We start from the raw sequence: 25,409 nt of genomic DNA, 5'->3' as shown, positions 1-25,409 counted from the left end.
CAGGGTGGGCCACAAGGGTTTTCCTGGAACCCATTAAGCCACAAGTGAAACCGGTCATCGCGTGCAACATCGGCTGTTCGCCGAACGACGTACAGAATGACCGTGTACAACGACATCAGGGGAAAACTCTTGAGGTTAAGGCGCACGACAACAGTTCTGTTCACAACCGTGATCGCAACCGGTATCGCGACACCGGCGATCGCAGACGCACCAACGATTACCCAGCTGCCGTCGACGGACGGGGCGTACATCTCCATCGCGTATGACGTCAGCCAGGCGGGATCCGCCACGGGCACGGCCTTCGTCGAAGGCGCGATCGACGTGGCAGTGAAGTGGTCGGCGAACAACACGCTGACCGTCCTGCCCGGCTTGGCAGGATCAAACAACAACTGGGGTCTGGGGATCAACTCTGCCGGCCAGGTCGCTGGTCGGTCCAACGGTGTCGCCGTGCGGTGGAGCGCCAGCGGCACCGTCACCGCACTCGCTCAACTGCCCGGCACCGGTTTCTTCAGTTCCTGGGCCAACGACATCAACGAAAACGGCCAGGTCGTCGGGGACTCCCACTACCTGACCCCGGACTACGAAGTTCGTGCCGTGCGGTGGGTCTCGCCCACCCAAGTCGTGGAACTGCCCCGGCTCGCGGGCACGGCCACCGCGACCGCGGCCGCTGTGAACAACAACAATGTGGTTGTCGGTAGCTCGGGCTACCAGGCCGTCCGGTGGGACGCCAACGGAAACGTCACCGCACTGTCCACCCCCGCCGGAACGACCGAAGCCGTGGCCACCGGGATCAACGACAAGGGCGAGTCCACCGGATACGTGGTCACCCCGGCTTTCCCGTATGGTCAGCCGATCAAGTGGAGTGCCAGCGGCGCCTACACTCTGCTCACTCCGCCGCACAACAACGCGGGAAGCCGTGGCGAGGACATCAACGCCGACGGTGTCGTGGTCGGCCACGTCCTGCGGTCTGACAACCGGTTGACGCGCGCGGTCCGCTGGAACACCGACGGCACCGTCACCGAACTCGACATCCTGCCCACCAGTACCGAAAGCACCGCGAAATCGATCAACAACGCCGGCCACATCGTCGGTGAGTCCTACTCAGAGCCGTACGTTGCCGTGCGCTGGACGCCTTAGTCCATAGGGAATTCGGCGCCGAGGACGCGCAGCATCGCCGTGGCTTTCACGACGGTCTCGTCGAACTCGGCGCCGGGTTCCGACGGATCGATGATCGCCCCGCCCACTCCGAAGCTCACTTCTCCTTGCCGCACAACCAAAGTCCGGATCACAATGGACAGATCAATGTGGCCGGTCATCGAGAAGTACCCGAGCACACCCGAATACACCCCGCGCGGGCCTTCCTCCAGCTCGTCAATGATCTCCATCGTCCGGATCTTCGGCGCGCCGGTCATCGACCCGCCAGGAAACGCCGACTGCACACAGTGGACGGGTGAAACGTCCGGCCGGAGCCTGGCGCGGATCGTGCTGACGAGCTGATGCACGGTCGCGTACGTCTCAACCTGGAAGATCGCAGGCACCTCAACGGATCCGACGACCGCGTGCCTGCCGAGGTCGTTGCGGACCAGGTCGACGATCATCAGGTTCTCCGCGCGGTCCTTCTCGTTGGTCGCCAAATCCTTGCGTAGCACCAAATCCTCGGCCTGCGTAGCGCCGCGCGGCCGGGTACCCTTGATAGGCTGTGATTCAACGGTCCCGTCGGACAGAATTTGCAGGAACCGTTCGGGCGACGAGCTCAAGACAGCGATGTCCCCCAGCCTCAGATACGCGCCGTAGGGCGCGGGACTGTGCTTGCGCAGCAAGCGATACGCGTTCCAGGGATCGATGTCTGCCTGCGCGGACACCATGTTGGTCAGGCAGACTTCGTAGCTTTCTCCGCCTCGAATGGCTTCCTGGCAGGCCTCGATCATCTTGAGGTACTTGTCTCGGCTGTGCCTGGCCCGGACCTGCGTCGCGACCACTGGGCGAACCGGCTCGGGCTCCGGCAGCGCCGCGAGCAACGCAGCAGTCTCAGTGATCCAGTCGCGGTCGGTCGAGACCAGATAGGTCTCGTCCTGTTCGAAGACGATCGTGCGGTCGACGTACATCAGGACCGCGTCCGGGTCGACAGACTCGTACACCCGCGCGCCGCCGCACTCGGCCTTCAGCTCGTAACCGAGGTAGCCGACCCACCCGAGAGTGAGACCGAACGGCACGTCCGGAACCTCGACCCGTTCGGTCAACGCGTCGGCCAGCCAGGCGAAGACCCCCGGCTGAAGCACTTCGCCGTCGAACTCGATGCGATCCGGCCACGCTCGCATCACGCGGCTGGCGGCGCCCATGAACGAGAACCGCGCGCCCGACGCCGAGTCCAGCCAGAACGCGTAGGGCGCGTCTCGGTACAACGCGTCGAACGCCGCCTCGGCGGGAACCGCGGAACCGAGGCGGATGACCTGGACCTCGGTTACCGCGATGTTCACCCGGTCATTGTTCAACAGCCTCCGGAAGAAGGAGCTGTGATGCCGCCAACTCCCGATACAACGGCGACGCGTCGAGCAACTGGTCATGTGTGCCAGTGGCAACGACCCGCCCGCGTTCAAGAACGACGATCTGGTCCGCGGACACGACCGTCGACAATCGGTGCGCGATGAGCAACACCGTGCACCGCTCAGCCGCCTGGTCGACCGCCTCACGCAGCGCGACTTCGTTCCGCGCGTCAAGTTGCGACGTTGCTTCGTCCATCAACAGCACCTGCGGTCGCCGCAGCAACGCGCGCGCGATCGCGAGCCGCTGTCGTTCACCACCGGACAACGCGACACCGCGCGTGCCGACCATTGTGTTCAGACCGTCAGGCAACCGCTCGACAAGGTCCGTCAGTCGCGTCGCGTGCAGCACCTCGTTGAGGTCGTCGTCAGTCGCGTCAGGAGCCGCATAACGAAGGTTGCTCTCGAGCGTGCCGGACAACGCAGGCGCGTCTTGCTCGACGTAACCGATCCGCCGACGCACTTCGGCGCGCGTCATTTTGGCGATGTCGACGCCATCGACCTTGATCAAGCCGCTTTCCGGCTCGTAGAAGCGCTGAAGCAACGCGAACAACGTGGTCTTGCCCGCTCCGGACGGACCGACGATCGCCGTCCGCCCACCGGCCGGTGCCTCGAACGAGACACCGTCGAGCGCGGCTGACCTGCCCGCGTACTGAAACTTGACCCCGTGCAGCGCGATGCCCGGCGCTTCGCCGCCGACCGTCTCGACCGCTTTGTCGACGTCGGTCTCGATGGCCAGCTCTTCGACTTCCCGGATCCGCTTCACCGCGCCGAGACCCTGCTGAAGCGTGGAAAACCCGGAGACCAGCTCCGACAGCGGTTCGGTCATGTAGAAGATGGTGAGCAGGAAGGCGATCAACGTCGACAGCTCGATCGAACCGGTCGCCACCCACGCCCCACCCGCACCGAGGACGATCAGGAACGGCACCGAGAACGCCAGGTTCATGATGCCGCCGACCAGCGCGTTGAATTTGGCGCCCGCGTACCCGGCCTGCATCGCCTTGTGCGCCGCCTCGGTGACCGCGGCCTCTTCCCTGGCCTCCGCCCCACTCGCCTTGACCGTCCGCGCCGCCCCCAACGCGCGATCAAGACCAGCGCCAACCTCGCCGACCGCCTCCTGCGCCTTGGTGATCACCCGCCGGATCTTCGGCAGCAACAGCCCGATAACCACACCGACCAGCCCAAGCGCGCCCAACGTCAGACCCGACAACCGGGCGTCCAGCGTGAACATGACGATGACCGCACCAATGCCACCGGCCGCGCCCTTGACGATGCTGATCAACGACTGGGTGGTCGCACTCTGCAGCAACGTGCTGTCCGAGGTCACCCTCGCGGTCAGATCACCCGGCGCTGATCGGTCGAGCTCCGGAACGCGCAACCGCAGCAACCGGCCGATCAACTGTTTGCGCACCGAGAACACAACCTTCTCGGCGGTCCGATCGAGAAGGTACGTGTACAAACCCGCGAGCAATGATCCGACGACGACCAAAATCGCCAACAGCAGCACAGGCCTCGTCAGCGACGAACCGTCCGCGAGCGCGTCGACGACCGTTTTCGTCGCCAACGGCTGCGCCAGATTCGCCGCCGCCGACGCCAACGCGATCACCAGACCGACGGTCAGCGCTATCCAATGGCTTTTCGCATACCCCAGCAACGTCCGCACGCTGCCCATGCTCCCTGTCCTGATCGTTCACTGACATCGGTTCGAAGGATGACGACGAGTCGTACTTTGGGCGACATTCCAGGCACCCAACGCCCATGAATCAAACATCAGATACGAAATAGCGGATACGAAAGAGGATCCGAGAGGGCCGCAAGTGCGCGGGCACAGCAGAGACACAAGCGGGATGCTCACCTGCGCAGCGGGCCCTAGCGAGCGGCCCTGGCAACGCACAAGTGCGGGATGCGGTCGTCGGCTGAGCGGGATGCGGTCGTCGGTGGAGCCAGACATGCGGTCACCGGCGCGGCGGCCTCATTGGCGCCCGCGCGGGCATGCGGTCCCGGCACCGGTCAGCTTGGCCCATGTGCGGGGACGGCGGCCGTCGTCCCCGGCGGGGCAGCCTCAGCAGCGCCCGCGCGCACCACGCCCCGAGGGAACCTGAACGCGGCCGCTTACCCGACAGCGTCCTATATCCAATATCCGATATGAAAATCAGGGTCCTACATCCGATATCAGATACGTCCGTTGCATGGGCGCTTTCGTGACAGCGTTCCCGTCGACCACACTGCCGCGAACCGGTCACCCGCGGCATTGCCAGCGATCGATTGCAGATGCAGCAATGGAGGCCCGGCCGGGTACGAACGGGTGAGACGCGGCACACGTTGCACGCGGCGCGCTACCGACGTTCGTCCATAGAGAATGTGCGTTCGCACATTCCTTGCCGACCGGGCGTCCGCGTTCGAGGATCGGACTGTCTTAAGAGGGTGACGAAGGGCGAACACCCCTCTCCCTTTCGTCAGAGAGGCCGAGCCAATGCCACGACAAAGACACCGGCCGGCCGAGGAGCATGGCGGGGCCACAAGCCCGAGCGATGTTCCCCGGCAGCGAGGAGATGGCTACCCCAAGCGGTCAGCGGCGACCGGGGAAAGCCCATTGCCGATCCATGAGGACACGCAGGCCAAACCAAGGGGTTCCACGGTGGTCACCCACACTTTGACAACCGGGCATGCGGGGGAAGTGACCCACCAGGTCACGCGCGCCCGAAATCCATACGCCAGCCTTGACCGGCTCAAACAGCTCCACCGCCACCCGGTCGCCAGAAATCTCGCGTTGGACGCACTCGCGGTGATCGTCGCGGTGGCCGACGTGTGGCTGGTGATCCCCACCAAAGCCCAGCCCTACTCGATCGTCCTGTCCGGCGTCGCGTGCACCGCCATGGTGCTGCGCAGACGGTTCCCCTTCCTCGCCGTCCTGATCACCATTCCGGGTTTCCTCGCGGGCTGGGCGCAGATCGCGGCGATGATCGCGTTGTGCACGCTGGCCAGACGCAAGCTGTGGATGTGGCAGACGATGGCCGCTGGCGTCCTGGTCTGGATGGCCCGGTACGTGCGCTGGCCGCTGAGCGAATTCGTCGAACTGAGCTGGCGCAAACACGTCCTCAACGGCCTGTACGGCGTGCTGGTCGCCGCGATGCCGATCGCGCTCGGACTGCTTATGGCCCTGCGTAAGCAGCTCTCCGACCGGCTCGCCGACCTGGCCGAAAGCCGCGAACGCGAACGCCACCTGCACGAGCAGACCATCCGCGCCGCCGAACGGGCCAGTCTGGCCCGTGAGATGCACGATGTGGTGTCCCACCAGGTCACCTTGATCGCCATGCAGGCGGGTGCGCTCGCGGTCTCCGCGCACGACGAGGAGTCACGGCAGGGCGCCAACACCATCAGACAGTTGAGCAAACGCACGCTCGACGAACTGCGTGACCTGGTCGGGGTGCTGAGATCGGGCACGTTCGACGACGGCGTGCATCCCGGTCTCGAGGAGCTGCCGCAGTTGCTGCGCAACTCGGAGGTGCCGGTGGAACTGGCCGAACAGGTCGTCCCCGACTCGGTGCCGCCCGCGGTGTCGCGCGCCGCCTACCGGACCGTGCAGGAATCGCTGACCAACATCCACAAGCACTCGCCAGGTGCCAAGGCAGTCATCCGGCTGTTCCCGTGCGGATCAGCGTTGATCGTCGAAGTGGTCAACGACCAGGCGAACCCCGAAATGGCGCACTCCGGGCGGCTGCCGTCCGGCGGGCACGGGTTGCTCGGCGTGCGGGAGCGGGCGGTCCTACTCGGCGGTACGTTCCACGCCGGGCACACGCCGGACGGTGGTTTCCGGGTCTGCGTGACCTACCCGACCGAGACCAGCTGAGGCTTCAGACAGCTCAAAACCCTCGTAGGTGCCGGAGCGGCACTTACGAGGGTTGTTGAGTATCTGGGCTCAGCCTTCGCGCTGCGCGCGGAGCTTGGCCAGCGCCTCGGCGAGGATCGCCTCGCCGTCCGCGTCCGACCTGCGCTCCTTCACGTACGCGAGGTGAGTTTTGTACGGCTCGTTCCGGGGTGCGTTCGGCGGCGCTTGCTGGTCGCGCCCACCCGGCAGGCCACAGCGTGGGCAGTCCCACGACTCCGGCTCTTCCGCGTCGACCGCGAACGACGGACGGGACTCGTGCCCGTTCGCACACCAGTAGGACACTCGGCGACGCGGAGCGGACTCACCGCGCTCCGACTCACCCATCGGTCCAGCACCGACCCGGGTACCCCGAATCGCGTTACCACCAGCCATCGGCCCTCACACCCCCATCACACACGGCAATCCCGCAATGGTTGATCGGTGAACACTCGAACGTCCCCAGCGCACGGGCACTCACGCGATCTTGATCAGCAACCCGAGCCCGATGATGCAGATCAGCCAGATGATTCCGACCACCAGGGTCGCGCGGTCGAGGTTCTTCTCCACCACACTCGACCCAGAAAGGCTCGACTGCATCCCGCCACCGAAGAGCGACGAAAGACCACCGCCACGGCCGCGGTGCAGCAGCACCAAGAGGATCAACAGCACGCTCGTGGCGATCAAACCGATTTGCAGAGCCAGTTCCATTTCATCCTCGCTGTCGCACGGCAGGAATCACAGATTACCTCGTACGTGTCCCGCTTTGACCACGGGCCGTGTAAAGACCCAACGCTTGTGTTACGTAAACATTCAGCCCAGCGGTTCAGTTCCCCGATGAGGCGAACATCAGACGAACGGACCGCCAGCCGCCATCGCGGAGAGCTTGGTGAACTCCTCGCCGTCCAGGCTCGCGCCGCCGACCAACGCGCCGTCGACATCCGGCTGGGCCATCAGGTCGGAGACGTTGCTGGACTTCACCGACCCGCCGTAGAGCACGCGCACCTTGGTCGCGACCTCGGAGCCGTACTTCTCCTCGAGCTGTTTGCGCAGCCCGCCGCAGACTTCCTGCGCGTCCGCCGGGGTGGCGACCTTGCCGGTGCCGATCGCCCACACGGGCTCGTAGGCGATGACGATCTTCTCGACCTGCTCGGGCTTGAGGCCCTTGAGACCGGCGACGAGCTGCAAGTTGCAGTGGTTCACGTGCCCGGCGGCTTCCCGCACCTCGAGCTTCTCGCCGACGCACAGGATCGGCGTGATGCCGTGCTTGAGGGCCTGCTTGACCTTCTTGTTGATCAGCTCGTCGCTTTCCTCGTGGTACTCGCGACGCTCGGAGTGCCCGACCACGACGTACTGACAGCCGAGCTTGGCCAGCATCGGGCCGGAGATGTCGCCGGTGTACGCACCCGAGTCGTGCGGGGCGAGGTCCTGCGCCCCGTGCTTGATCTGGAGCTTGTCGCCCTCGATCACGTTCTGCACGGCGCGGATCGCGGTGAACGGCGGCAGGACCGCGACCTCCACCTTCGCGTAGTACTTCTCCGGCAGTGAGAACGCGATCTTCTGCACCAGTGCGATGGCCTCGAGGTGGTTGAGGTTCATCTTCCAGTTGCCGGCGATCAGCGGCGTGCGAGCCATGTCGGGTCAGTCCTCCAGAACCTGGACGCCGGGCAGTTCTTTGCCCTCAAGGAACTCCAGCGACGCGCCGCCGCCGGTCGAGATGTGCGAGAAACCGTCCTCGGGCAGGCCGAGCTGGCGTACGGCCGCGGCGGAGTCCCCGCCACCGACGACGCTGAACGCCTTGCTGTCGACCAGCGCCTGCGCCACGGCACGGGTGCCGCCGGAGAACGCCTCGAACTCGAACACGCCCATCGGGCCGTTCCAGAACACGGTGGCCGCGTCGGCGAGCTTGGACGCGAACAGCTCACGCGTCTTCGGGCCGATGTCCAGGCCTTGGCGGTCGGCCGGAATCTCGGTCGCGGCGACGACCTCGTACGGCGCGTCCGGCCCGAACTCGGTCGCGGCAAGCACATCCACCGGCAGCAGCAACTCGACGCCGCGCTTCTCGGCTTCGGCGAGGAAACCGCGCACCTGGTCGAGCTGGTCTTCCTGCAGCAGCGACTGACCGACCTCGTGGCCCTGTGCCTTGAGGAACGTGTACGCCATGCCGCCGCCGATGAGCAGCCGGTCGACCTTGGTCAGCAGGTTCGCGATGACGCCGAGCTTGTCGGAGACCTTCGCGCCGCCGAGCACCACGACGTACGGCCGCGCCGGGTCCTCGGTGAGCTTGCGCAGCACCTCGACCTCGTCCAGCACCAGGCCGCCCGCATAGCACGGCTGCTGCTTGGCCACGTCGTACACCGAGGCCTGCTTGCGGTGCACGACACCGAAGCCGTCGGACACGAACACGTCGCACAGCTCGGCCAGGTCGCTGGCGAGCGCGCCACGCTCGGCCTCGTCCTTGCTGGTCTCGCGCGCGTCGAAGCGGATGTTCTCCAGCAACGCCACATCACCGTCGGCCAGCGAGTCCACAACGGACTTCGCCGACTCGCCGCAGACGTCGGCAGCGAGCTTGACGTCCTTGCCGAGCAGCTCACCCAGCCGCTTGGCGACCGGTTTGAGCGAGAACTTGGGGTCCGGCGCGCCCTTGGGGCGGCCAAGGTGCGCGGCGATGACCACCCGCGCGCCCGCACCCGTGAGCTGCTGGATGGTGGGCAGCGACGCACGGACACGGCCGTCGTCGGTGATCGTCTCGCCGTCCAGGGGCACGTTCAGGTCGGCGCGCACGAGCACGCGCCGACCTGCCACACCCTCGGCCAGCAAATCTGCCAGGGTCTTCATGGTCTCTACTTCAGCCGATCTTCGAGGCGACCAGGGTGACCAGGTCGGCGAGGCGGTTGGAGTAACCCCACTCGTTGTCATACCAGCCGACGACCTTGACCTGGTTGCCGATGACCTTGGTCAGCGGGGCGTCGTAGATGCAGGACGCCGGGTCGGTGACGATGTCGGCCGACACGATCGGGTCGGTGTTGTAGCGCAGGATGCCCTTGAGGCCACCCTCGGCGGCCGCCTTGAACGCGGCGTTGACCTCGTCGACGCTGGTGTCGCGGCCGACGGTGACCGTCAGGTCGGTCGCCGAACCGGTCGGCACCGGCACGCGCAGCGCGTAGCCGTCCAGCTTGCCGTTGAGCTCAGGCAGCACCAGGCCGATGGCCTTGGCCGCACCGGTCGACGTCGGGACGACGTTCAGCGCGGCAGCGCGGGCCCGGCGCAGGTCCTTGTGCGGCGCGTCCTGCAGGTTCTGGTCCTGCGTGTACGCGTGGATGGTGGTCATCAGGCCACGCTCGACGGTGAAGGTGTCGTGCAGGACCTTGGCCAGCGGGGCCAGGCAGTTCGTGGTGCAGGACGCGTTGGAGATGACGGTCTGCGAGCCGTCGTACTTGTCCTCGTTCGCGCCGAGCACGACAGTCAGGTCCTCGCCCTTGGCCGGGGCGGAGATGATGACCTTCTTGGCGCCACCCTCGTCGACGTGCTTGCGCGCGTCGGCGGCGTTGGTGAAGAAGCCGGTGGACTCGACCACGACGTCGACGCCGAGGTCCTTCCACGGCAGCTTGCCGGGGTCGCGCTCGGCCAGTGCCTTGATGGTCTTACCGTCGACGACGATGCCCTCGTCGGACACGCTCACCTCGTACGGGAGGCGGCCGAGAATGCTGTCGTACTTGAGAAGGTGGGCCATGGTGGCAACGTCGCCCAGGTCGTTGAACGCCACAATCTCGATGTCGTGGTCGCTCGCCTCAACGGCGCGCCAGAAGTTCCGGCCGATCCGGCCGAAGCCATTGACACCTACTCGGACCGTCACGGTGCGCTCCTCTGTTCGTGCGGGCTGAAGGATGAGTCGGGCGAACCAAACACTACTGCCCTGGTCCTGGCGCCATTGCCATAGTGCCGACCGCGTCACTTTATCGAATCAGAACCCGGATGGTTGAACCGGATATATCCGGGCGGCGTGATCTTCCGATACCAACCCGGACGCCTACCCACCACCCTTTTGGAGGCATGCCTTGCCGGACCCCACTCGCCGCACAGTCGTGTGTGGCCTGCTAGCCGGTCTGGTCGCACCGGTTTCGCTCGCCGCCTGCTCCACCAGTGACGCACCACCAGCCGCCCCATCCGCCAGCGGCGGCGGAGGTGGCGGTGGCACGCCGCTGGCCAAACTCGCCGACGTCCCGGTCGGCGGCGGAACGATCGTCAGCGGCGGCCCAGGCAAGGTCCTGCTTGTCCGGCCGAGCGAGAACGAGGTCCGCGGCTTCGACCCCGTGTGCCCGCACGCGGGCGTCACCGTCAGCGCGCCATCGGGTGGCTCGATCACGTGCCCCGGCCACGGCAGCGTGTTCGACGCCGCGACCGGAGAGATGAAGAAAGGACCGGCCACCACTGGGCTGACCGCGGTCGCGGTGCGGATCGACGGCCAGGACATCGTCACGGCATGAGACCTGTTCGGCGGATGCGACGACGCTGAGTGACCGATAGCGTCCGGTGTTCGCAGCTTGGGGAGGTATGCGAGATGCCGGACTTCTTCACGGACGAAAATGGAGTCGTCCATCCGCTGACAGGAAAGAAATCCAAGAGTGGCGCCGTGGTGGCGCTTGCCGCAGCCGGTGTGATCGCGGTGGGCGGAGGTGCCGCGACCGGCGGCGCCGGTGCTGCGGTGTCCGCCGGCTCGTCCACTGGATCGGGTGCGGCGCAAGCGATCCGCGCCCGTACGAAGGGCAGCAAGGACTCAGCCAGGAAAGGCCGCCATGACGAGGCGTGGCACCGAATGTCCTGGAAGACGGTCAAGCGCCTGGCCAAACAGGAACTGCGTTGCGGGCCTTACTCCTATGGTGAGGTGCAGCAGTTCTTCGTGCGAAACCCATGTAGGTCACTCGACCGGATGCTCGTTCACGTGACAGACGACGGCGGCAACAAACTCGCCGTCATGGTCACATGGGTGCGGATGCCGAAAACTGCGACGGCGCAAGGGCTTCGCCGTCTCGCGGACGAGTACGGCACGGGGTGCGTCACGCCCCTTCCGGGTGCACCGAAGCCGACTGGGCAGCACTACAAGTCGCGCCGCTCTGGCGCGCTTGTGGTGATCGCCGAGGCTGAACCGGTCGGCGGCAGGCCAAGCCGGGAAGCGCTCGACGCCGCGACCGACATCGCCGTCCTCTTCCCGCCGCCGTGACTCGCGCTACGCCCGCGATCCTCGTCCCACCGCGCCGTAAACCACTTGGCAGGAGACTTACGGTGGGTGCGTGGAACGGATAAGGATCCTGTTGTTCAGGTGCAAAACCGGCAAGGACAACTGGTCGATCGCGCTGTCCGCTTGACTGCGGGACCGGGGCATCGACTGGTTTCCGTTTCGAGTCGACGAGGTCCGAATCGACATGATGTGCGGCCCTGGTCAGGAGGGATGGGAGTGCTGGTGCGGCGTCTCTGTCACAGCGGATGCGTTGCGCAGGCTCGGCCTGCACCCTGACCAGCCGACCTCGAAGATCGTGGGCAAAACCCCGTGGTGGCACCGGTAAGCAGGCTGGTGGAATGGCGCCATGCCGACGTACCAAGCCGCCGATGGCGTTTCCCTGCATTACGACATTGTGGGCGAGGTTCTCGGAAACGTTTCCGCGGACGTTCTTGGCGGCGTGCCCAAGAGCGTTTTCCCGCACGGGCGCCCGATCGTCACATTGGCCGGAGGTGCGGCGAGGCACCCGAGTTACCTCGGTGACCTCGCCGGGCTGACCGGCCTGGTGATCCCACATCTGCGTGGCGTCGGTAAATCTCCCGGCGGAGGGAAAGCGTCCTATTGGGAGCAACCGGCGGACATCGAAGCGTTGCGTGGGCACTTAGACTTGAGCGTCTGGTGCTCGTGGCGCACTCCGCGGGCACCCGGCTGGCGATCTCATACGCGGTCCAACGCCCGCAGCGCGTCGAACGACTGATGCTCATCACCCCGCCCGCGACATATCTCGTCGATGTGCCGTCGGACGCGGACGAGTTCATCGCCGACCAACCGGACGGTCAGGCGCTTGCCGCATTCATGGCGGGACCGGACCTGTCCACTGAGGACGCCTACAACGCATGGCAGCAAACGACCGCGCCTATCGGATATAGGAAATGGGATGTAGCCGAGCAAGCACATGCGCGCACCGGCCGGTTCGATCTGGCTGCGGCGCTGGCGTACTTCGGCGCGGCGCCGCCGGAGGACCTCGCGGCGCGCATAAGTGCGGTGACCGCGCCGACTTTGGTCGTCGCCGGCGCGCAGGATTGCCTCACCGGGTTCGCGCCGGTGCTCGCGTTGGCTGAGCTGTTCCCCAACGGCGAAGTCGCGGTGATCGACGAGTGCGGCCACTACCCATGGGTGGAACGGCCCGGAGAGTTCCGGGCCGTCGCCGATGACTTCCTATTTCCTATATGAGGTTTCCGGTATCAGGTATCCGGGCCACGCGTCTGGTTTCCGGCGCCAGGTTCGGGCACCCGGATCAGGCTCCGGTAGAGGCTCCGGTAGCTGGTCACAGTCGTCTTGGCTGACCACGCCAGGCCGTGCCGCGTGCGGTTCCGGTATCAGATATCCGATATCGGGTTTCCGGTTTCCGGCCGCAGTCGCCTTGGCCCTGACCACTTCAGGCATCCGGCGTGCCAGGTTCCGACATCAGATATCGGATATCAGGTTTCGGGTTTCAGGTTTCGGGTTTCAGGTTTCGGGTTTCAGGTTTCGGGTTTCAGATGTCGTTTAGGCGCTCGACGACCGGGCCGAGCGTCTCGATCCACTGTGATGGGCGGCCTGCGGGCGGTATCAGGATCACCAGGTCCACGCCCAACTTGGCGTAGCCGCGCATCTGCTCGGTGAATCCGTCCAGGCCGAGTTCGGTGATGGCCGCGCCAGCGCCCGCGATCGTCTTCTGGATGGTGGAGTAGTCGCGGCCCGCCGCGTCGCAGTGCCCGCGCAGGACGTCGAGTTTGCGCGCGATCTCCTCTGGCCCCATCTGGAAGAAGAGGTTGCAGGCGTCGCCATACTGCGCGATCAGGCGGAACGTCTTTCGCTCGCCGCTGCCGCCGATCATGATCGGTGGGCGTGGCGAGGTGACCGGCTGCGGCAGGCACAGCGTCTCAGCCAATTGGTAGTGCTTGCCTTCGTACGGGCCGTTGTTGGCCGGGTCCCACATCTGCAGGCTGATCTGCAGTGTTTCCTCGAGGCGCTCGAATCGTTCGGCGACCGGCGGATATGGCACGCCCATGCCGACGTGCTCACGTTCGAACCAAGCCGCACCGATGCCGAAGGTTGCGCGGCCGCCGGACAGCACGTCGAGGTTGGTCACGGTCTTGGCAAGCAGGCCGGGATGCCGGTAGGTCACGCCGGTCACGAGCGCGCCCAACCGAACGGTGGACGTGTGCGCGGCGAGGAAGCTCAAGGTGGAGTACGCCTCGAGCATCCCGGCATCTGTGCCGTCGATCTGGAAGAAGTGGTCCATCACCGAGATCCAGTCGACGCCTGCCGCCTCCGCCGCGTGCGCGGCGGAGGTCAGTTCGTCCCTGATCTCGTTGGCGGGTTCGTCGAATCTGGTGATGTGCACACCGAGTTGCACGGTCGATCGCCTCTTTTCGGAGTACCTGCACGCGACGCTATCGCCTGGAGCGCGCTCCAGGTCAACCTGCGCGTATTCGGCGCTCCGCGCAACTCGGAAGTGTCCTGGTTAGACCTCTTCCTCCAGCATCTCGGCAGTCACCGCGGACTCGGTCGGGGGAAGACCCAGGTCCTTGGCACGCTTGTCGGCCATCGCCAGCAACCGGCGGATCCGGCCTGCGACGGCGTCCTTCGTCATCGGCGGCTCGGCGAGCTGGCCGAGTTCCTCAAGGGACGCCTGGCGGTTGGCGAGCCGAAGTTTGCCTGCGGCCGTCAGGTGCTCGGGCGCCTCGGGGCCGAGGATCTCCATCGCGCGTTGCACGCGAGCGGCGGCGGCGACGGCCGCGCGGGCGGAGCGCCGGAGGTTGGCGTCGTCGAAGTTGGCGAGACGGTTGGCCGTCGCACGGACTTCCCGACGCATCCGGCGTTCTTCCCACGCCAGCACAGAGGAATGCGCACCCAACCGGGTCAGCAAAGCACCGATAGCGTCGCCGTCACGGATGACAACCCGGTCCGCGCCACGGACTTCACGCGACTTGGCCTGGATGCCGAGGCGACGAGCCGCGCCCACCAACGCCAACGCAGCCTCCGGCCCAGGGCACGTGACCTCAAGCGCGGAGGAACGGCCAGGCTCGGTCAACGAGCCGTGCGCCAGGAAAGCGCCACGCCAGGCAGCTTCCGCATCGCACACCCCGCCGGACACCACCGCGGCGGGCAACCCCCGAACGGGACGACCACGTGGGTCGAGCAGACCGGTCTGACGGGCGAGGCCGTCACCGTCCTTCACCACGCGCACCACGTATCGCGTGCCTTTGCGCAAACCACCGGAAGTGATGACGTGCACGTCGGCATGATGCCCGTAGAGCTCGTGGATCTCCTTACGCAGCCGTCTGGCCGCGGAACCAGTGTCCAGCTCGGCCTCAACCACCACACGACCGCCGACGATGTGCAACCCACCCGCGAAGCGCAGCAGGGAGGACACTTCCGCACGGCGGCAGCATGTCTTGGACACAGCCAGTCTGCTCAGCTCGTCCTTGACTGCCGCGGTCATCGCCACGTGTCCTCCTCTCCCCCGCCGGGCTCGCGCCCTGCGTATCCCACCATCTCCTGGCCGGTCGCGCTCGTCGTTCCGGCCAACGCGTGCCGCAAACTCCGCGCAAGTGCTGCCGGATCGTGACGATCCGCCGCACCCGGCGTCGCCACCGGGGCCAGCAGCGTCTGCGCGCCGAGTACGGCCGCGGCACGCCGCAGCCGGTCTGGCGTCGGCACCGCGTTCGCGTCGGCGATGACCGCGTCCACGCGGAGCTCTGGAGCGTGTTCGCAGAGTACGTCCAGATGCTGCTCTGGTGAGAACCCAGCCGTCTCACCCGGTTGTGGCACCAGATTCAGCACCACCACACGCATCGCTTTCGTCTCAACGATCGCCCGATGCAACTCTGGCACCAGCAGGTGCGGCAACACGCTGGTGAACCAGGAGCCCGGACCGAGCACGACCAGGTCCGCCGAACGGACGGCAGCCAATGCCTCCGGACATGCGGTCGGCACATCGCCCGCACTGGTCTGTACGCCGATCCGCTTGACGCGGCCAGGCGTTGTCGCCACGGCGACCTGGCCACGGATCCGCCGGACCGCGGCCGGGTCCTCGTCCAGGCCTTCCACGTCGGCCTCGATGTCCAGCGGTTCGCACGACATCGGCAGCACGCGGCCGGTGATGCCGAGCATCCGCGCGGCTTCGTCCAGCGCGGCGACCGGGTCGCCGAGCACCTCGATCAGCCCGGACAGCACCAGGTTGCCGATCGCGTGCCCGGCAAGCGCGCCCGTGCCGCCGAAGCGGTGCTGGAACACCGAGTTCCACAGTTTCGCGTTGTCGTCGGCGCCCGCGAGGGCGACCAACGCCTTCCGCAGGTCGCCGGGCGGAAGCATGCCCAGCTCCCTGCGCAACCGGCCCGAGGAGCCGCCGTCGTCCGCGACTGTGACCACGGCTGTCACGTTCGGGGTGATCTCGCGCAACGCGCCCAATGTGGCGTGCAGCCCGTGACCACCGCCGAGTGCGACCACTCGCGGGTGTTTCAGCGCCGGCTCCGTGGACCGATTTCTCACTCGCGCCCCAAATCCCGGTGGACGACCTTCACCGCCACACCATCCTCTTTGGACAATCTGGTTGCCAGCTCCTCGGACATCGCGACGCTGCGGTGCTTTCCGCCGGTGCAGCCGATGGCCAGCGTCAGGTAACGCTTGCCCTCGCGGCGGTAGCCGGCGCCGATCAGCCGGAGCAGTTCGTGGTAGCGCTCGAGGAAGTCCTCGGCGCCTTCCTGGGTCAGCACGTAGTTGCGGACCTCGGAGTCCAGGCCAGTCTGCTCACGCAGTTCCGGGATCCAGAACGGGTTTGGCAGGAACCGGACATCCATCACCAGGTCGGCGTCCATCGGCAGGCCGTACTTGTAGCCGAAGGACAACACTGTCACGCGCGTCTGCAGATCCTCGGCGCCGCCGAACGCGTCCTCGATCTTGGCCCGTAGCTGGTGGACCGACAGCGACGTGGTGTCGAGGACCAGGTCGGCTTCCTCGCGCAGCGGCGTCAGCAGGTGCCGCTCGGCGGAGATGCCGTCGACCAGCCTGCCGTCGCCCTGCATCGGGTGACCGCGCCGGACGTGCTCGAACCGCCGGATCAGCAGCTCGTCGGTCGCCTCGAGGAACAGCACTTTCGGCTTGTACCCGCGTGCGTCGAGGTCCTTGATGACCGACGAAAGGTCTTCGGTGAACGCGCGGCTGCGCACGTCCATCACGACCGCGACCTTGGTGATCGCGCCGCGTGCCTGCACGCCGAGCTCGATGATCGTCGCGATCAGCTCGGGCGGCAGGTTGTCGACCACGAACCAGCCAAGGTCCTCGAGACACTTGGCCGCCGTGCTGCGGCCGGCGCCGGACAGGCCGGTCACCACCGCCACTTCGATACCGGATTCAGACATCGTTCCCCTCTTTATCCCTGACCAGGGCCGCCGCAACGGCCTCAGCGGTGCGCCGGCCCACACCCGGCACCTCGCTGATCTCGTCGATACTTGCCGCGCGCAGGCGTTTCAGCGAGCCGAAATGCTTGATCAACGCGGTTTTCCTGGTTTCGCCGAGACCGGGCACGTCGTCGAGGACGGATGTGGTCATCCGCTTGGCCCGTTTCTGGCGGTGATACGTGATCGCGAAGCGGTGTGCCTCGTCGCGCACCCGTTGCAGCAAATACAACGCCTCGCTGGTGCGCGGCAGGATGAGCGGGTCGGGCTCGGCTGGCAGCCAGACCTCTTCGAGCCGCTTGGCCAGCCCGACCACCGCGACGTCACCGATCCCCATGTCGGTGAGCACATCCGCGGCCGCGTTGGCCTGCGGGCCGGCACCGTCGACCACGAGCAGGTTCGGCGGATAGGCGAACTTCTTCGGCTTGCCGGTCTCCGGATCGATGCCCGGCTTGGACCCGTCGGGCGCCGTTTCGGTGACCATTCGGTAGAACCGGCGCCGGACAACCTCGGCGATCGAGGCGACATCGCCCTGCGTCGCGGCTTCCCGGATGGCGAACCTGCGGTACTCGGCCTTACGCGGCAAGCCATCCTCGAACACCACTAGCGACGCGACAACGTCACTGCCCTGGATATGGCTGATGTCCACGCATTCGATCCGCAGTGGAGCGGTGTCCAGGCCGAGCTGGTCCTGCAACTCCTGCAACGCGGCCGAACGAGCGGTCAGATCGCCCGCGCGCTTGAGCTTGTGCTGAACGAACGCCTCTTTGGCGTTGCGCTCAACGGTTTCCATCAACGCGCGCTTGTCGCCGCGTTGCGGAACCCGCAGCTGCACGCGGGAACCGCGCATCGCGCTGAGCCACTCGGCGATCGCCGGAGCGTCGTCGGGCAGTTCGGGCACGAGCACCTCGCGCGGAACCGCACTGTTGTCATCTGAGCTGGCATCATCTGGGCTGCCGTCGATCGACTCGTCGTCCGCGGTCGCCTGGTCGCCGTAGAACTGGCTGAGGAACTGGTCCACCAAACCAGCGGTCCCGGTCTCCTCGACCTTCTCGATCACCCAGCCACGCTGGCCACGGACCCGGCCGCCGCGCACGTGGAAAACCTGCACGGCCGCCTGCAGATCGTCCTGTGCGAAAGCCACGACATCGGCGTCCGCGCCGTCGCCGAGCACGACAGCTTGTTTCTCCATCGCGCGCTTGAGCGCGCCGAGGTCGTCACGCAGCCGCGCGGCCCGCTCGAACTCCAGCTCGGCGGCAGCCTCCTGCATCTGCTTTTCCAAGCGACGCATCATCACGTCGGTGCGCCCGGCGAAGAACTCGCAGAAGTCCTCGACGATCTGGCGGTGCTCATCGGCGGACACCCGACCGACGCACGGCGCCGAACATTTGCCGATGTCACCCAGCAGACACGGCCTGCCTATCCGGGACTGGCGCCGGAACACGTCACGCGAACACGTCCGAGCCGGGAACACTCTGAGTAGAACGTCCAGCGTCTCGCGAAGCGCCCACGCGTGCGCGTATGGACCGAAATAACGCACGCCTTTGCGACGCGCGCCGCGGTAGACGTGCAACCGCGGGAATTCTTCGTTGAGGGTGACCGCCAATACCGGATAGGACTTGTCGTCGCGGTAGCGGACGTTGAACCGCGGATCGAATTCCTTGATCCAGTTGTACTCCAGCTGCAGCGCCTCGACCTCGGTGGCCACCACCGTCCACTCGACCGACGCGGCCGTGGTGACCATCTGCGCGGTGCGCGGGTGCAGGCCGGACACGTCGGCGAAATAGGAGTTGAGGCGGCTGCGCAGGCTCTTGGCCTTGCCGACGTAGATGACCCGGCCGCCGGAATCGCGGAACTTGTACACGCCAGGGGCGTCCGGGATGGTTCCGGGCGCTGGACGGTAACTCACACGACGGTCGGTCGACGGATCGGCCACCACATAAGACTAGGCGCACCGTCCGACACTCTGACGAGTGACTACCGGCGAAGCCTGGACATGCCAGGATGCGCGATGAAGACACCCCATCGACACCGCGACAGCCCGGAACTTACCCGCCGCCGTTCGCACGGCGCGCGGCGACACCACACTTTTTCGTTCGTCTCCACATTCTCCGGGACGATCCTGCCGGTACCGGTACCGAATCCCGCCCGCAGACCACAGTGGACAGTCAAAGACACACCCGCGCGAAATTCGGAAAACAACCAACAACCTGGCACGATCCGGCCAGCACGGAATGCCCGTTCCGGTGACCGGGACGGCCCGTGCTCCGATCGGGTAACAGGGCCAGTCGCTGTTACCCGGAGTGGGCAAGACCACTACGGTGATGCACCTGGCAGACAGCCTCCGGGAGGGCAGGCAGCGATGATCGAGCCGGGCAGGAGATGGATGGGTGTCGCGCGCAGCGCGGACACCACCAGCCGGGCTGCCGGTGCGGCGGCGGCGGCCGACGCGATCACCGGCCCTGACCCCAAGATCCTGATCGTGTTCTTCGCGATCAAGCACGACCCGGTCGAGGTGCTGGCCGGAGTCCGGGACGCCTGTCCGGACGTCCCGCTGGTCGGCTGCTCGACGCATGGCGAGATCGCGCCAGGCGGCCCGTCAGACAACACAGTGGTCGTCGCGGCCATCGGCGGACCAGGGATCGAGATCACCACCTCGGTCGCCGAGGCGGTCTCCGGCAGGCAACGCGACGCGGGCGTGGAGATCGCGCAGTGCGCGGTGCGGTCGAACCCCGAACTGCCGCACAAGGTGCTGATGATCCTGACCGACGGCCGGATCCGTGACCAGGAAGCGATTCTGCGCGGCTGTTACGGCGTGGTCGGCGCGAGCATCCCGCTCATCGGCGGCGCCGCGGGCGACGGCTGGCGCATGGCGCACACGCTTGTACTCGGCAACGACGAGGTCCTGACCGACTCGGTGGTCGGCGTGACGATCGCTTCCGAGGCGCCGCTGGCCGTCTCGGTCGGCCACGGCTGGCACAAGACCGGCGATCCGATGATCGTGACGAGCGCGGGCAACGGCCGTGTGTACACATTGGACGACAGACCGGCGATGGACGTGTATCTCGACCGGCTTGGCGCGCCGCCGGAGGCCTATGTCGAACGACAGGCCTTCATGGACTTCGCGATGTCACGGCCGTTGGGCGTGCAACGGCGAAGCGGGGTCGAGGCGCGCAACCTGTCGACCGAGATCGATCTCGAAGGCCGGTCGATCGGCAGCGGGACCGCGATCGACCACGGCGGGCTGACGTGGGCGATGACCGGCGACGAGGACTCGATCCTCGACGCGACCGAGACCGTGTGCGAGAACGTGCTGGCCGAGATGGGCGACCGCGAGCCGGTGGGGCTGCTGATCTTCAGCTGCGCGGCGCTGCGGGCCGTGCTCGGCGACGAAGGAATCAAACGGGAGAACGAGCGGATCGCCAAGTGGGCGCGCACCGCTCCGTACGCCGGGTTCTACACCTACGGCGAGATCGCGCGAATCCGCGGGATCGACGGTTTCCACAACCAGACGCTCGCGGTGTTGGCTATCAGTTGAAATGACCGACGAAGACGGATGGCTGCAAGGCCAGCAGCTGCTTGAGCTGCTAGCCGTGATCTCGTCATACCCTGACGAGGAATCCGCCGTCCGTGGCGCGGTCGAGCGCGCGGCCCAGGCCTTGGAGGCCGAGGTGGCGGCGGTCGTGATCGGCGACCGCGTGGTCGCGTCGGTCGGCTATCCGGCAGGTCTGGTACCGGAGGACGACCTGGTCGCCGTGACCCGCCGTGAACAGGACAAACTCGATGTTCCCGGTGTCGGCGAGTGCCCGACGGTCGCGGCACGCTGGGGCGGCACGCATCCCGGCAGCCTGCTGCTGGCCAGGTGGGACGAAGGATTCAGCATCCAGGAGCAGTCGCTCGTGCGCGGCATGGCGCGGTTGCTGGAGCTGACGTTGACGATGCTGCGCGCGTTGGAGCGCAGTGAGCGCCAGGCCGCCGAGAACGCCGAGTTGCTGAGGTCGTTGCGGCAACGACAACGCCTGGTTGAGCACCTTTTCGACATCCAGCGCGCGATCTCCCGGCGCCGCCCGCTCGCACAGATCCTCGACATGATCACCGGCGCGGCGCAGGACCTGCTCGGCGACGAGATCGTCGGTCTGTGGCTGCGCGAATCCCCTGACGGCGAGGACACCAAGCTGGTCGCGCACGTCGGGTTGCGTACCGAGGTCGCCCGCCGACGCCCGACGGTCCCGTTGATCGAGGCCGGTTCGGCGGGCCAGGCAATGCTCACTGACGACGTTGTTGTGTTCCACGGATACGCCGAGACGTCGTCATTAATCGCGGAACTGGCGGATGGACGGTTGTGCGCGTCGATGGCGGCGCCCGTGCATGACAGCGGGACGGTCACCGGGAGCCTGATGGTCGGCTCGCACCGGCAGACGCGCGCGTATACGGCGTCGGACGTGCAAACCCTGCGGGCGTTCGCCGAACACGTCAGCCTGGCGTTGACCGACGCCAACACCGTCGACCGGATGTACCAGGCGTTCCACGACTCGCTGACCGGACTGGCCAGCCGTGGCCTGTTCCTCGAGCAACTGACCAAGCGCTTGGGTGCGGCCGAGCACGAGGCGAAACGCGTGGCACTGCTGTTCCTGGACCTGGACAGGTTCAAGGCGGTCAACGACAGCCTCGGGCACGCGGCTGGCGATGACTTGCTGACGATCACCGCGGGCCGCCTGAAGTCGCAGCTGCGCGCGACCGACGTGGCCGCGCGTTTCGGCGGCGACGAGTTCGCGGTGCTGTTGTACGGCGTCGGGACCGCAGCCGACGCCGCCAGGGTCGCGGAGCGAATCCTGCGCACGCTGGGCGAGCCGATGCCGATCGCCGGACGGCAACTGCGCGTGAACGCCAGCATCGGCATCGCGTTGAGCACGCCGGGCATGCCTGATCCCGCCGATCTGATGCGGCGTGCGGATGTCGCGATGTACCAAGCGAAACGCAACGGGCGCGGGCGTCTCGAGGTCTTCACCGACGAGATGCTGCTGTCCTTCCCCACCTCAGACTGACTCGCCGCTTGGACAGGTGCCGCTGCTGCACCATGGGCGCGTCAGTCGCCGTGTGAAGGGATGACGGCCGTGCGAGTTCTCGTGATCGGATCGACAGGGACGCTGGGCAGTTTCGCGGTGCCGCAACTGATTGCGGCCGGACACCGCGTGACCGGGTTGGCGCGTAACGAAGATCGTGCGGCGGTGGTCAAGAAACTCGGCGCCGCACCGGTTGTCGCGGATCTGTTCGACGTCGAGCAGCTGATCGACGCGTTGCAAGGGCACGACGCGATGGTCAACCTCGCGACCCGGGTTCCGGTTGGCGGCAAACTAATCCGCTCGTCCTCGTGGGCGGAGAACGGGCGCATCCGGATCGAAGGCAGCAAGACGTTGGTGCGCGCCGCTACCGCGGCCGACATCGGGATCTTGGTGCAGGAAGGCGTCGCGCTGGCGTATGCGGACGGCGGCGATCAGGAACTGGATGAAGAGGCGCCCGTCCTGGCGGTCGGTCCGCCGCAGACTTCTTTGATCGCGCATGACACGGTCGCGGGATTCGCGCGGGACGGCCGAATCGCGGTCCGGCTCCGTATCGCCAATGTCCACGGCGACGAACCGCTGACGCGCTGGATCGTCAAGGGCGCTTCGGGACTCGGTCCCTCCTACTTCGGTTCGCCCTCGGGATGGATCACGCCGATCCACCCCTCCGATGTCGGATCGGCCGTCGTCGCCGCCCTTTCGGCACCGAGCGGCGTGTACAACGTCGGCGCGACCCCGCTGCGCAAACGGGAGTTCGGCGCGGTCGTCGCGGCGGTTGCTGGGGCCCGCAAGGCACGGACGGTGCCGTTCACGTTCGGGTTCTTGAAGATCCTCGCGCGCTCGCAGCGGGTCGTGTCCACCAAGCTGACGGAGACGACCGGATGGAAACCGGAGCGGCCGGTCGTGACATCCGAGTGGTTCCCCTCGCCCTAGCGCTACGCCCGTTGTGGCAAAATTCGTCGGATGGGAGACCGGCTGAGGGTTCAGCGTGGCGGTTCCGGCGATGCTGCGGTGTTGCTGTTGCACGGTTTGGGCGCCACAGGTGATGTCTGGCAAGGCGTGCACGAGCAGCTCGCGAACGGGCCATGTCGCTGGATCACCCCGGACCTGCCTGGTCACGGCGGCTCGGACAGCCTGCCGCGGTACACCTACGGGCACATGGCCGCGGCACTGGCGGAATTGATCGAAGACGAGGAACACGTGGTCGTCCTCGGTCATTCGTTGGGCGGCGTACTGGGATTGACGCTCGCCAGCGGCTGGTTCGGCGGATCCGTGGACCGTGCCTGCGGCCTTGGTATCAAGGTCGCGTGGTCAGCGGCCGAGTTGTCGGGCGCGAAGTCCTATGCCGAGCGGCCGAACAAGATGTACCTCGGCCGGACCGAGGCCGCGGAGCGGTACCTGAAGGTGTCCGGGCTCGGCGGGCTGGTCGATGTCGAGGACTCACGCGTGGACTTCGGGCTTGTCGGCACGCCGGATGGGTGGCGGCTGGCATGCGACCCCCGGACTTTCGCCGTCGGGCGCCCGGACGTGCCTGGCCTGTTGGCCGCGAGCCAGGCGGAAACCGTGCTCGCCGTGGGTGAGCAGGACCAGATGTGCAGCTCCGAGCAGGTCAAGGAAGTCGACCCGAACGCCATCGTGCTGCCGGGACTCGGGCACAACGCGCACGTCGAGGACCCTGGTGCCATGGTCAAGTTGATCACGGACCTGCTGAGCTGAGACGCCGTGGACCGGTGAGGGTCCGCCAAGCCAACCACCGACTCACCAACCAAGCATCAGCTCACCAAACCAAGCACCAGCTAGCCAAGGCGAAGCCGCGTGCTTGCTGCCCGTGGCCTGCTTCCCAGCACCCTTATCGCCAAACAAATCAGGCCCTCCCTGCCCGACAGGGGAACCCTCCGCGTCAATATCCGACACCGAAGGCTCCCCCGTCAGGCCAAAGTAGCGATGGGGTCTGACAGAAACGATCAGTCAGGCCCAGTCGCCTTGGCGGCTTTGCCAAACCGATCGGGCACCACTCCTCGCCAACTGCGCAAGACCAGCTCAGCTAAACAGTTAAAGATCTTTCGGTAATAGGGTGAGTCGTTGCGGGTGATTCGCCTTGCCTGGTAGGACAATCGTGGTATGCCAGAACCGTCACGATCGGCCGGCCAGCGTCGGAAAGCCCGTAGCAGCAAGAAAGTAGCTGCCCGCCGTGATTTTGAGGCGTTGCGAGAACGCCGGATGCGGGCAGCGGAGATGTTCGACCGCGGCAAGCGGCAGGTCGATGTGGTGGTGGAGTTGGGAGTCTCGGCGCAGACCGCCTCACGGTGGCACCGGGCGTGGTCGGCCGGCGGACGGCAGGCATTGGCCGGGGCTGGTCGTGCCGGGCGGCTGCCCAAGCTGACCGACGAGCAGGTGGCCGAGGTGGCCGAGGTGGCCGGCGCGCTGGCGCAGGGGCCGAAGGCGAACGGATTCCCGACCGACATGTGGACACTGGCACGGGTGGCCAAGGTCATCGAGAAACTCACCGGGGTGCGGTACTCGCAAACCCAGACCTGGACGATCCTGCGCGAGCGGCTGGGCTGGAGCAGGCAGCGTCCCGCCCGCCGCGCCACCGAACGCGACCAGGAGGCCATCGACAGGTGGGTGAAAAAGGAGTGGCCACGCATAAAAAAAGCGCCCGGCGCCGAGGGGCCTGGATCTGCTTCCAGGACGAGTCCGGATTCTCCCTGCTGCCCGTAGTACGGGCCACCTGGGCGCCACGCGGCCAGACACCGGTGCTGACCCACCGGTTCTCCTGGAAACGCCTGTCGATGTCCGGCGCGCTGGCCTACCGACCCGACCGCAGCGAGGCGGTGTTCGTGTTCGGCATCAAAGAAGGCGCCTACAACACCGCCTCGCTGATCGAGTTCCTCACCGCTCTGCTCGATCACCTTGACGGCCAGAAAGTCACCCTGATCTGGGACGGCCTGCCCGCCCACCGTTCCGCGGCCATGAAGGAATGGCTGGCCACCCAACGACACTGGCTGCGCGTAGAACCGTTGCCCGGCTACGCCCCCGACCTCAACCCGATGGAAACGGTATGGGGCAACGTCAAAGCACGCGAACTGGCCAACTTGTGCCCCGACACCCTCGACGAAGCCCACACCGCCGCGCAGACCGGCCTGGAACGCGTCGGCAGCAGCTACCAACTGTGCTTCAACTTCCTCGACCACACCGGCCTTTCCCTATGACATAACTCACTCAAATACCGAAAGGTCTTTAAGCCCGGCCAGCGCCGTTGGCTAAGTCAGTCCTGGCGAC

At 66.5% G+C, this 25,409-nt stretch carries 23 protein-coding genes and 1 pseudogene; 12 read left to right on the top strand and 12 right to left on the bottom strand.

Features of this window, described 5'->3' with window-relative positions:
* Nucleotides 1-168: 168 nt before the first annotated feature.
* Nucleotides 169-1,137 carry a hypothetical protein gene (locus tag LWC34_RS48770; RefSeq protein WP_233732753.1) on the top strand — a complete coding sequence of 323 codons (969 nt, stop codon included), beginning with the start codon at nt 169-171 and terminating at the stop codon, nt 1,135-1,137.
* On the opposite strand, the gene pabB is transcribed toward LWC34_RS48770, so the two are convergent.
* Nucleotides 1,134-2,477, bottom strand: a complete 1,344-nt coding sequence (gene pabB / locus LWC34_RS48765) for an aminodeoxychorismate synthase component I (RefSeq protein WP_233732750.1) — start codon at nt 2,475-2,477, stop codon at nt 1,134-1,136. The genes LWC34_RS48770 and pabB overlap by 4 nt on opposite strands.
* 4 nt (nt 2,478-2,481) lie before the next feature.
* The gene (locus LWC34_RS48760) at nt 2,482-4,212 is read right to left on the bottom strand and encodes an ABC transporter ATP-binding protein (RefSeq protein ID WP_233732748.1); all 1,731 of its coding nucleotides are present in this window, start codon (nt 4,210-4,212) and stop codon (nt 2,482-2,484) included.
* Nucleotides 4,213-5,178: 966 nt separating this feature from the next.
* On the opposite strand from LWC34_RS48760, the gene LWC34_RS48755 reads away from it, so the two are divergent.
* Complete coding sequence (locus tag LWC34_RS48755) at nt 5,179-6,390, top strand: sensor histidine kinase (RefSeq protein WP_233732745.1); 1,212 nt, start codon at nt 5,179-5,181, stop codon at nt 6,388-6,390.
* Nucleotides 6,391-6,459: 69 nt separating this feature from the next.
* Here the strand turns inward: LWC34_RS48755 and LWC34_RS48750 are convergent, their stop codons facing one another.
* The 5 genes from LWC34_RS48750 to gap all read right to left on the bottom strand — a co-directional run bounded on the left by LWC34_RS48750 (nt 6,460) and on the right by gap (nt 10,261).
* Nucleotides 6,460-6,801 carry an RNA polymerase-binding protein RbpA gene (locus LWC34_RS48750; protein ID WP_033385843.1) on the bottom strand — a complete coding sequence of 114 codons (342 nt, stop codon included), beginning with the start codon at nt 6,799-6,801 and terminating at the stop codon, nt 6,460-6,462.
* 81 nt (nt 6,802-6,882) lie between these two features.
* Nucleotides 6,883-7,116 (bottom strand): preprotein translocase subunit SecG, encoded by a 234-nt coding sequence (secG, locus tag LWC34_RS48745; RefSeq protein WP_233732742.1) that lies wholly within the window; start codon nt 7,114-7,116, stop codon nt 6,883-6,885.
* A gap of 138 nt (nt 7,117-7,254) precedes the next feature.
* Complete coding sequence (tpiA, locus tag LWC34_RS48740; protein WP_233732739.1) at nt 7,255-8,040, bottom strand: triose-phosphate isomerase; 786 nt, start codon at nt 8,038-8,040, stop codon at nt 7,255-7,257.
* Between the two features lie 6 nt (nt 8,041-8,046).
* On the bottom strand, nt 8,047-9,243 hold the full coding sequence (locus LWC34_RS48735) for a phosphoglycerate kinase (RefSeq protein ID WP_233732738.1): 1,197 nt from the start codon (nt 9,241-9,243) through the stop codon (nt 8,047-8,049).
* Nucleotides 9,244-9,253: 10 nt separating this feature from the next.
* The gene (gene gap, locus LWC34_RS48730) at nt 9,254-10,261 is read right to left on the bottom strand and encodes a type I glyceraldehyde-3-phosphate dehydrogenase (protein WP_233732736.1); all 1,008 of its coding nucleotides are present in this window, start codon (nt 10,259-10,261) and stop codon (nt 9,254-9,256) included.
* Nucleotides 10,262-10,463: 202 nt separating this feature from the next.
* On the opposite strand from gap, the gene LWC34_RS48725 reads away from it, so the two are divergent.
* The 4 genes from LWC34_RS48725 to LWC34_RS48710 all read left to right on the top strand — a co-directional run bounded on the left by LWC34_RS48725 (nt 10,464) and on the right by LWC34_RS48710 (nt 12,856).
* A complete protein-coding gene (locus LWC34_RS48725) occupies nt 10,464-10,892 on the top strand; it encodes a Rieske (2Fe-2S) protein (RefSeq protein WP_233732733.1) in 429 nt (142 codons plus the stop codon).
* A 74-nt stretch (nt 10,893-10,966) separates the two neighbouring features.
* Complete coding sequence (locus tag LWC34_RS48720) at nt 10,967-11,626, top strand: hypothetical protein (RefSeq protein WP_233732730.1); 660 nt, start codon at nt 10,967-10,969, stop codon at nt 11,624-11,626.
* A 364-nt stretch (nt 11,627-11,990) separates the two neighbouring features.
* A complete protein-coding gene (locus LWC34_RS48715) occupies nt 11,991-12,380 on the top strand; it encodes a hypothetical protein (protein WP_233732727.1) in 390 nt (129 codons plus the stop codon).
* Nucleotides 12,302-12,856, top strand: a complete 555-nt coding sequence (locus LWC34_RS48710; protein WP_233732726.1) for an alpha/beta fold hydrolase — start codon at nt 12,302-12,304, stop codon at nt 12,854-12,856. Before LWC34_RS48715 ends, LWC34_RS48710 begins: the two co-directional genes overlap by 79 nt.
* Before the next feature lie 304 nt (nt 12,857-13,160).
* On the opposite strand, the gene LWC34_RS48705 is transcribed toward LWC34_RS48710, so the two are convergent.
* The 5 genes from LWC34_RS48705 to uvrC all read right to left on the bottom strand — a co-directional run bounded on the left by LWC34_RS48705 (nt 13,161) and on the right by uvrC (nt 19,003).
* Complete coding sequence (locus tag LWC34_RS48705) at nt 13,161-14,024, bottom strand: LLM class F420-dependent oxidoreductase (protein ID WP_372496806.1); 864 nt, start codon at nt 14,022-14,024, stop codon at nt 13,161-13,163.
* 108 nt (nt 14,025-14,132) lie between these two features.
* Nucleotides 14,133-15,119, bottom strand: a complete 987-nt coding sequence (gene whiA / locus LWC34_RS48700) for a DNA-binding protein WhiA (protein WP_033385886.1) — start codon at nt 15,117-15,119, stop codon at nt 14,133-14,135.
* Nucleotides 15,110-16,120 (bottom strand): gluconeogenesis factor YvcK family protein, encoded by a 1,011-nt coding sequence (locus tag LWC34_RS48695; protein ID WP_233732725.1) that lies wholly within the window; start codon nt 16,118-16,120, stop codon nt 15,110-15,112. The genes whiA and LWC34_RS48695 overlap by 10 nt, the downstream gene beginning before the upstream one ends.
* 38 nt (nt 16,121-16,158) lie before the next feature.
* Nucleotides 16,159-17,031 carry an RNase adapter RapZ gene (gene rapZ / locus LWC34_RS48690; RefSeq protein WP_233732724.1) on the bottom strand — a complete coding sequence of 291 codons (873 nt, stop codon included), beginning with the start codon at nt 17,029-17,031 and terminating at the stop codon, nt 16,159-16,161.
* On the bottom strand, nt 17,024-19,003 hold the full coding sequence (gene uvrC, locus LWC34_RS48685; protein ID WP_233732722.1) for an excinuclease ABC subunit UvrC: 1,980 nt from the start codon (nt 19,001-19,003) through the stop codon (nt 17,024-17,026). The genes rapZ and uvrC overlap by 8 nt, the downstream gene beginning before the upstream one ends.
* Before the next feature lie 450 nt (nt 19,004-19,453).
* On the opposite strand from uvrC, the gene LWC34_RS48680 reads away from it, so the two are divergent.
* From LWC34_RS48680 to LWC34_RS48655, 6 genes and pseudogenes are all read left to right on the top strand, one after another.
* On the top strand, nt 19,454-20,605 hold the full coding sequence (locus LWC34_RS48680) for an FIST signal transduction protein (RefSeq protein ID WP_233732720.1): 1,152 nt from the start codon (nt 19,454-19,456) through the stop codon (nt 20,603-20,605).
* Nucleotide 20,606: 1 nt separating this feature from the next.
* Complete coding sequence (locus tag LWC34_RS48675) at nt 20,607-22,112, top strand: sensor domain-containing diguanylate cyclase (RefSeq protein WP_233732718.1); 1,506 nt, start codon at nt 20,607-20,609, stop codon at nt 22,110-22,112.
* Between the two features lie 69 nt (nt 22,113-22,181).
* Nucleotides 22,182-23,060, top strand: a complete 879-nt coding sequence (locus LWC34_RS48670) for an NAD-dependent epimerase/dehydratase family protein (protein WP_233732717.1) — start codon at nt 22,182-22,184, stop codon at nt 23,058-23,060.
* Nucleotides 23,061-23,090: 30 nt separating this feature from the next.
* Nucleotides 23,091-23,843, top strand: a complete 753-nt coding sequence (locus LWC34_RS48665; RefSeq protein WP_233732715.1) for an alpha/beta fold hydrolase — start codon at nt 23,091-23,093, stop codon at nt 23,841-23,843.
* Between the two features lie 405 nt (nt 23,844-24,248).
* A pseudogene (locus tag LWC34_RS48660) lies at nt 24,249-24,749 on the top strand (winged helix-turn-helix domain-containing protein); the annotation flags it as partial.
* Nucleotides 24,662-25,339, top strand: coding sequence for an IS630 family transposase (locus tag LWC34_RS48655; protein ID WP_308200296.1), 678 nt, complete (start codon nt 24,662-24,664; stop codon nt 25,337-25,339). The pseudogene LWC34_RS48660 and the gene LWC34_RS48655, both read left to right, overlap by 88 nt.
* The last annotated feature ends 70 nt before the right edge of the window (nt 25,340-25,409 follow it).

Source organism: Kibdelosporangium philippinense (genome assembly GCF_021390435.2).
GTDB lineage: Bacteria > Actinomycetota > Actinomycetes > Mycobacteriales > Pseudonocardiaceae > Kibdelosporangium > Kibdelosporangium philippinense.
Note: the sequence above shows the minus strand (reverse complement) of the source record. Positions and strands in the feature narration are given on the sequence as shown.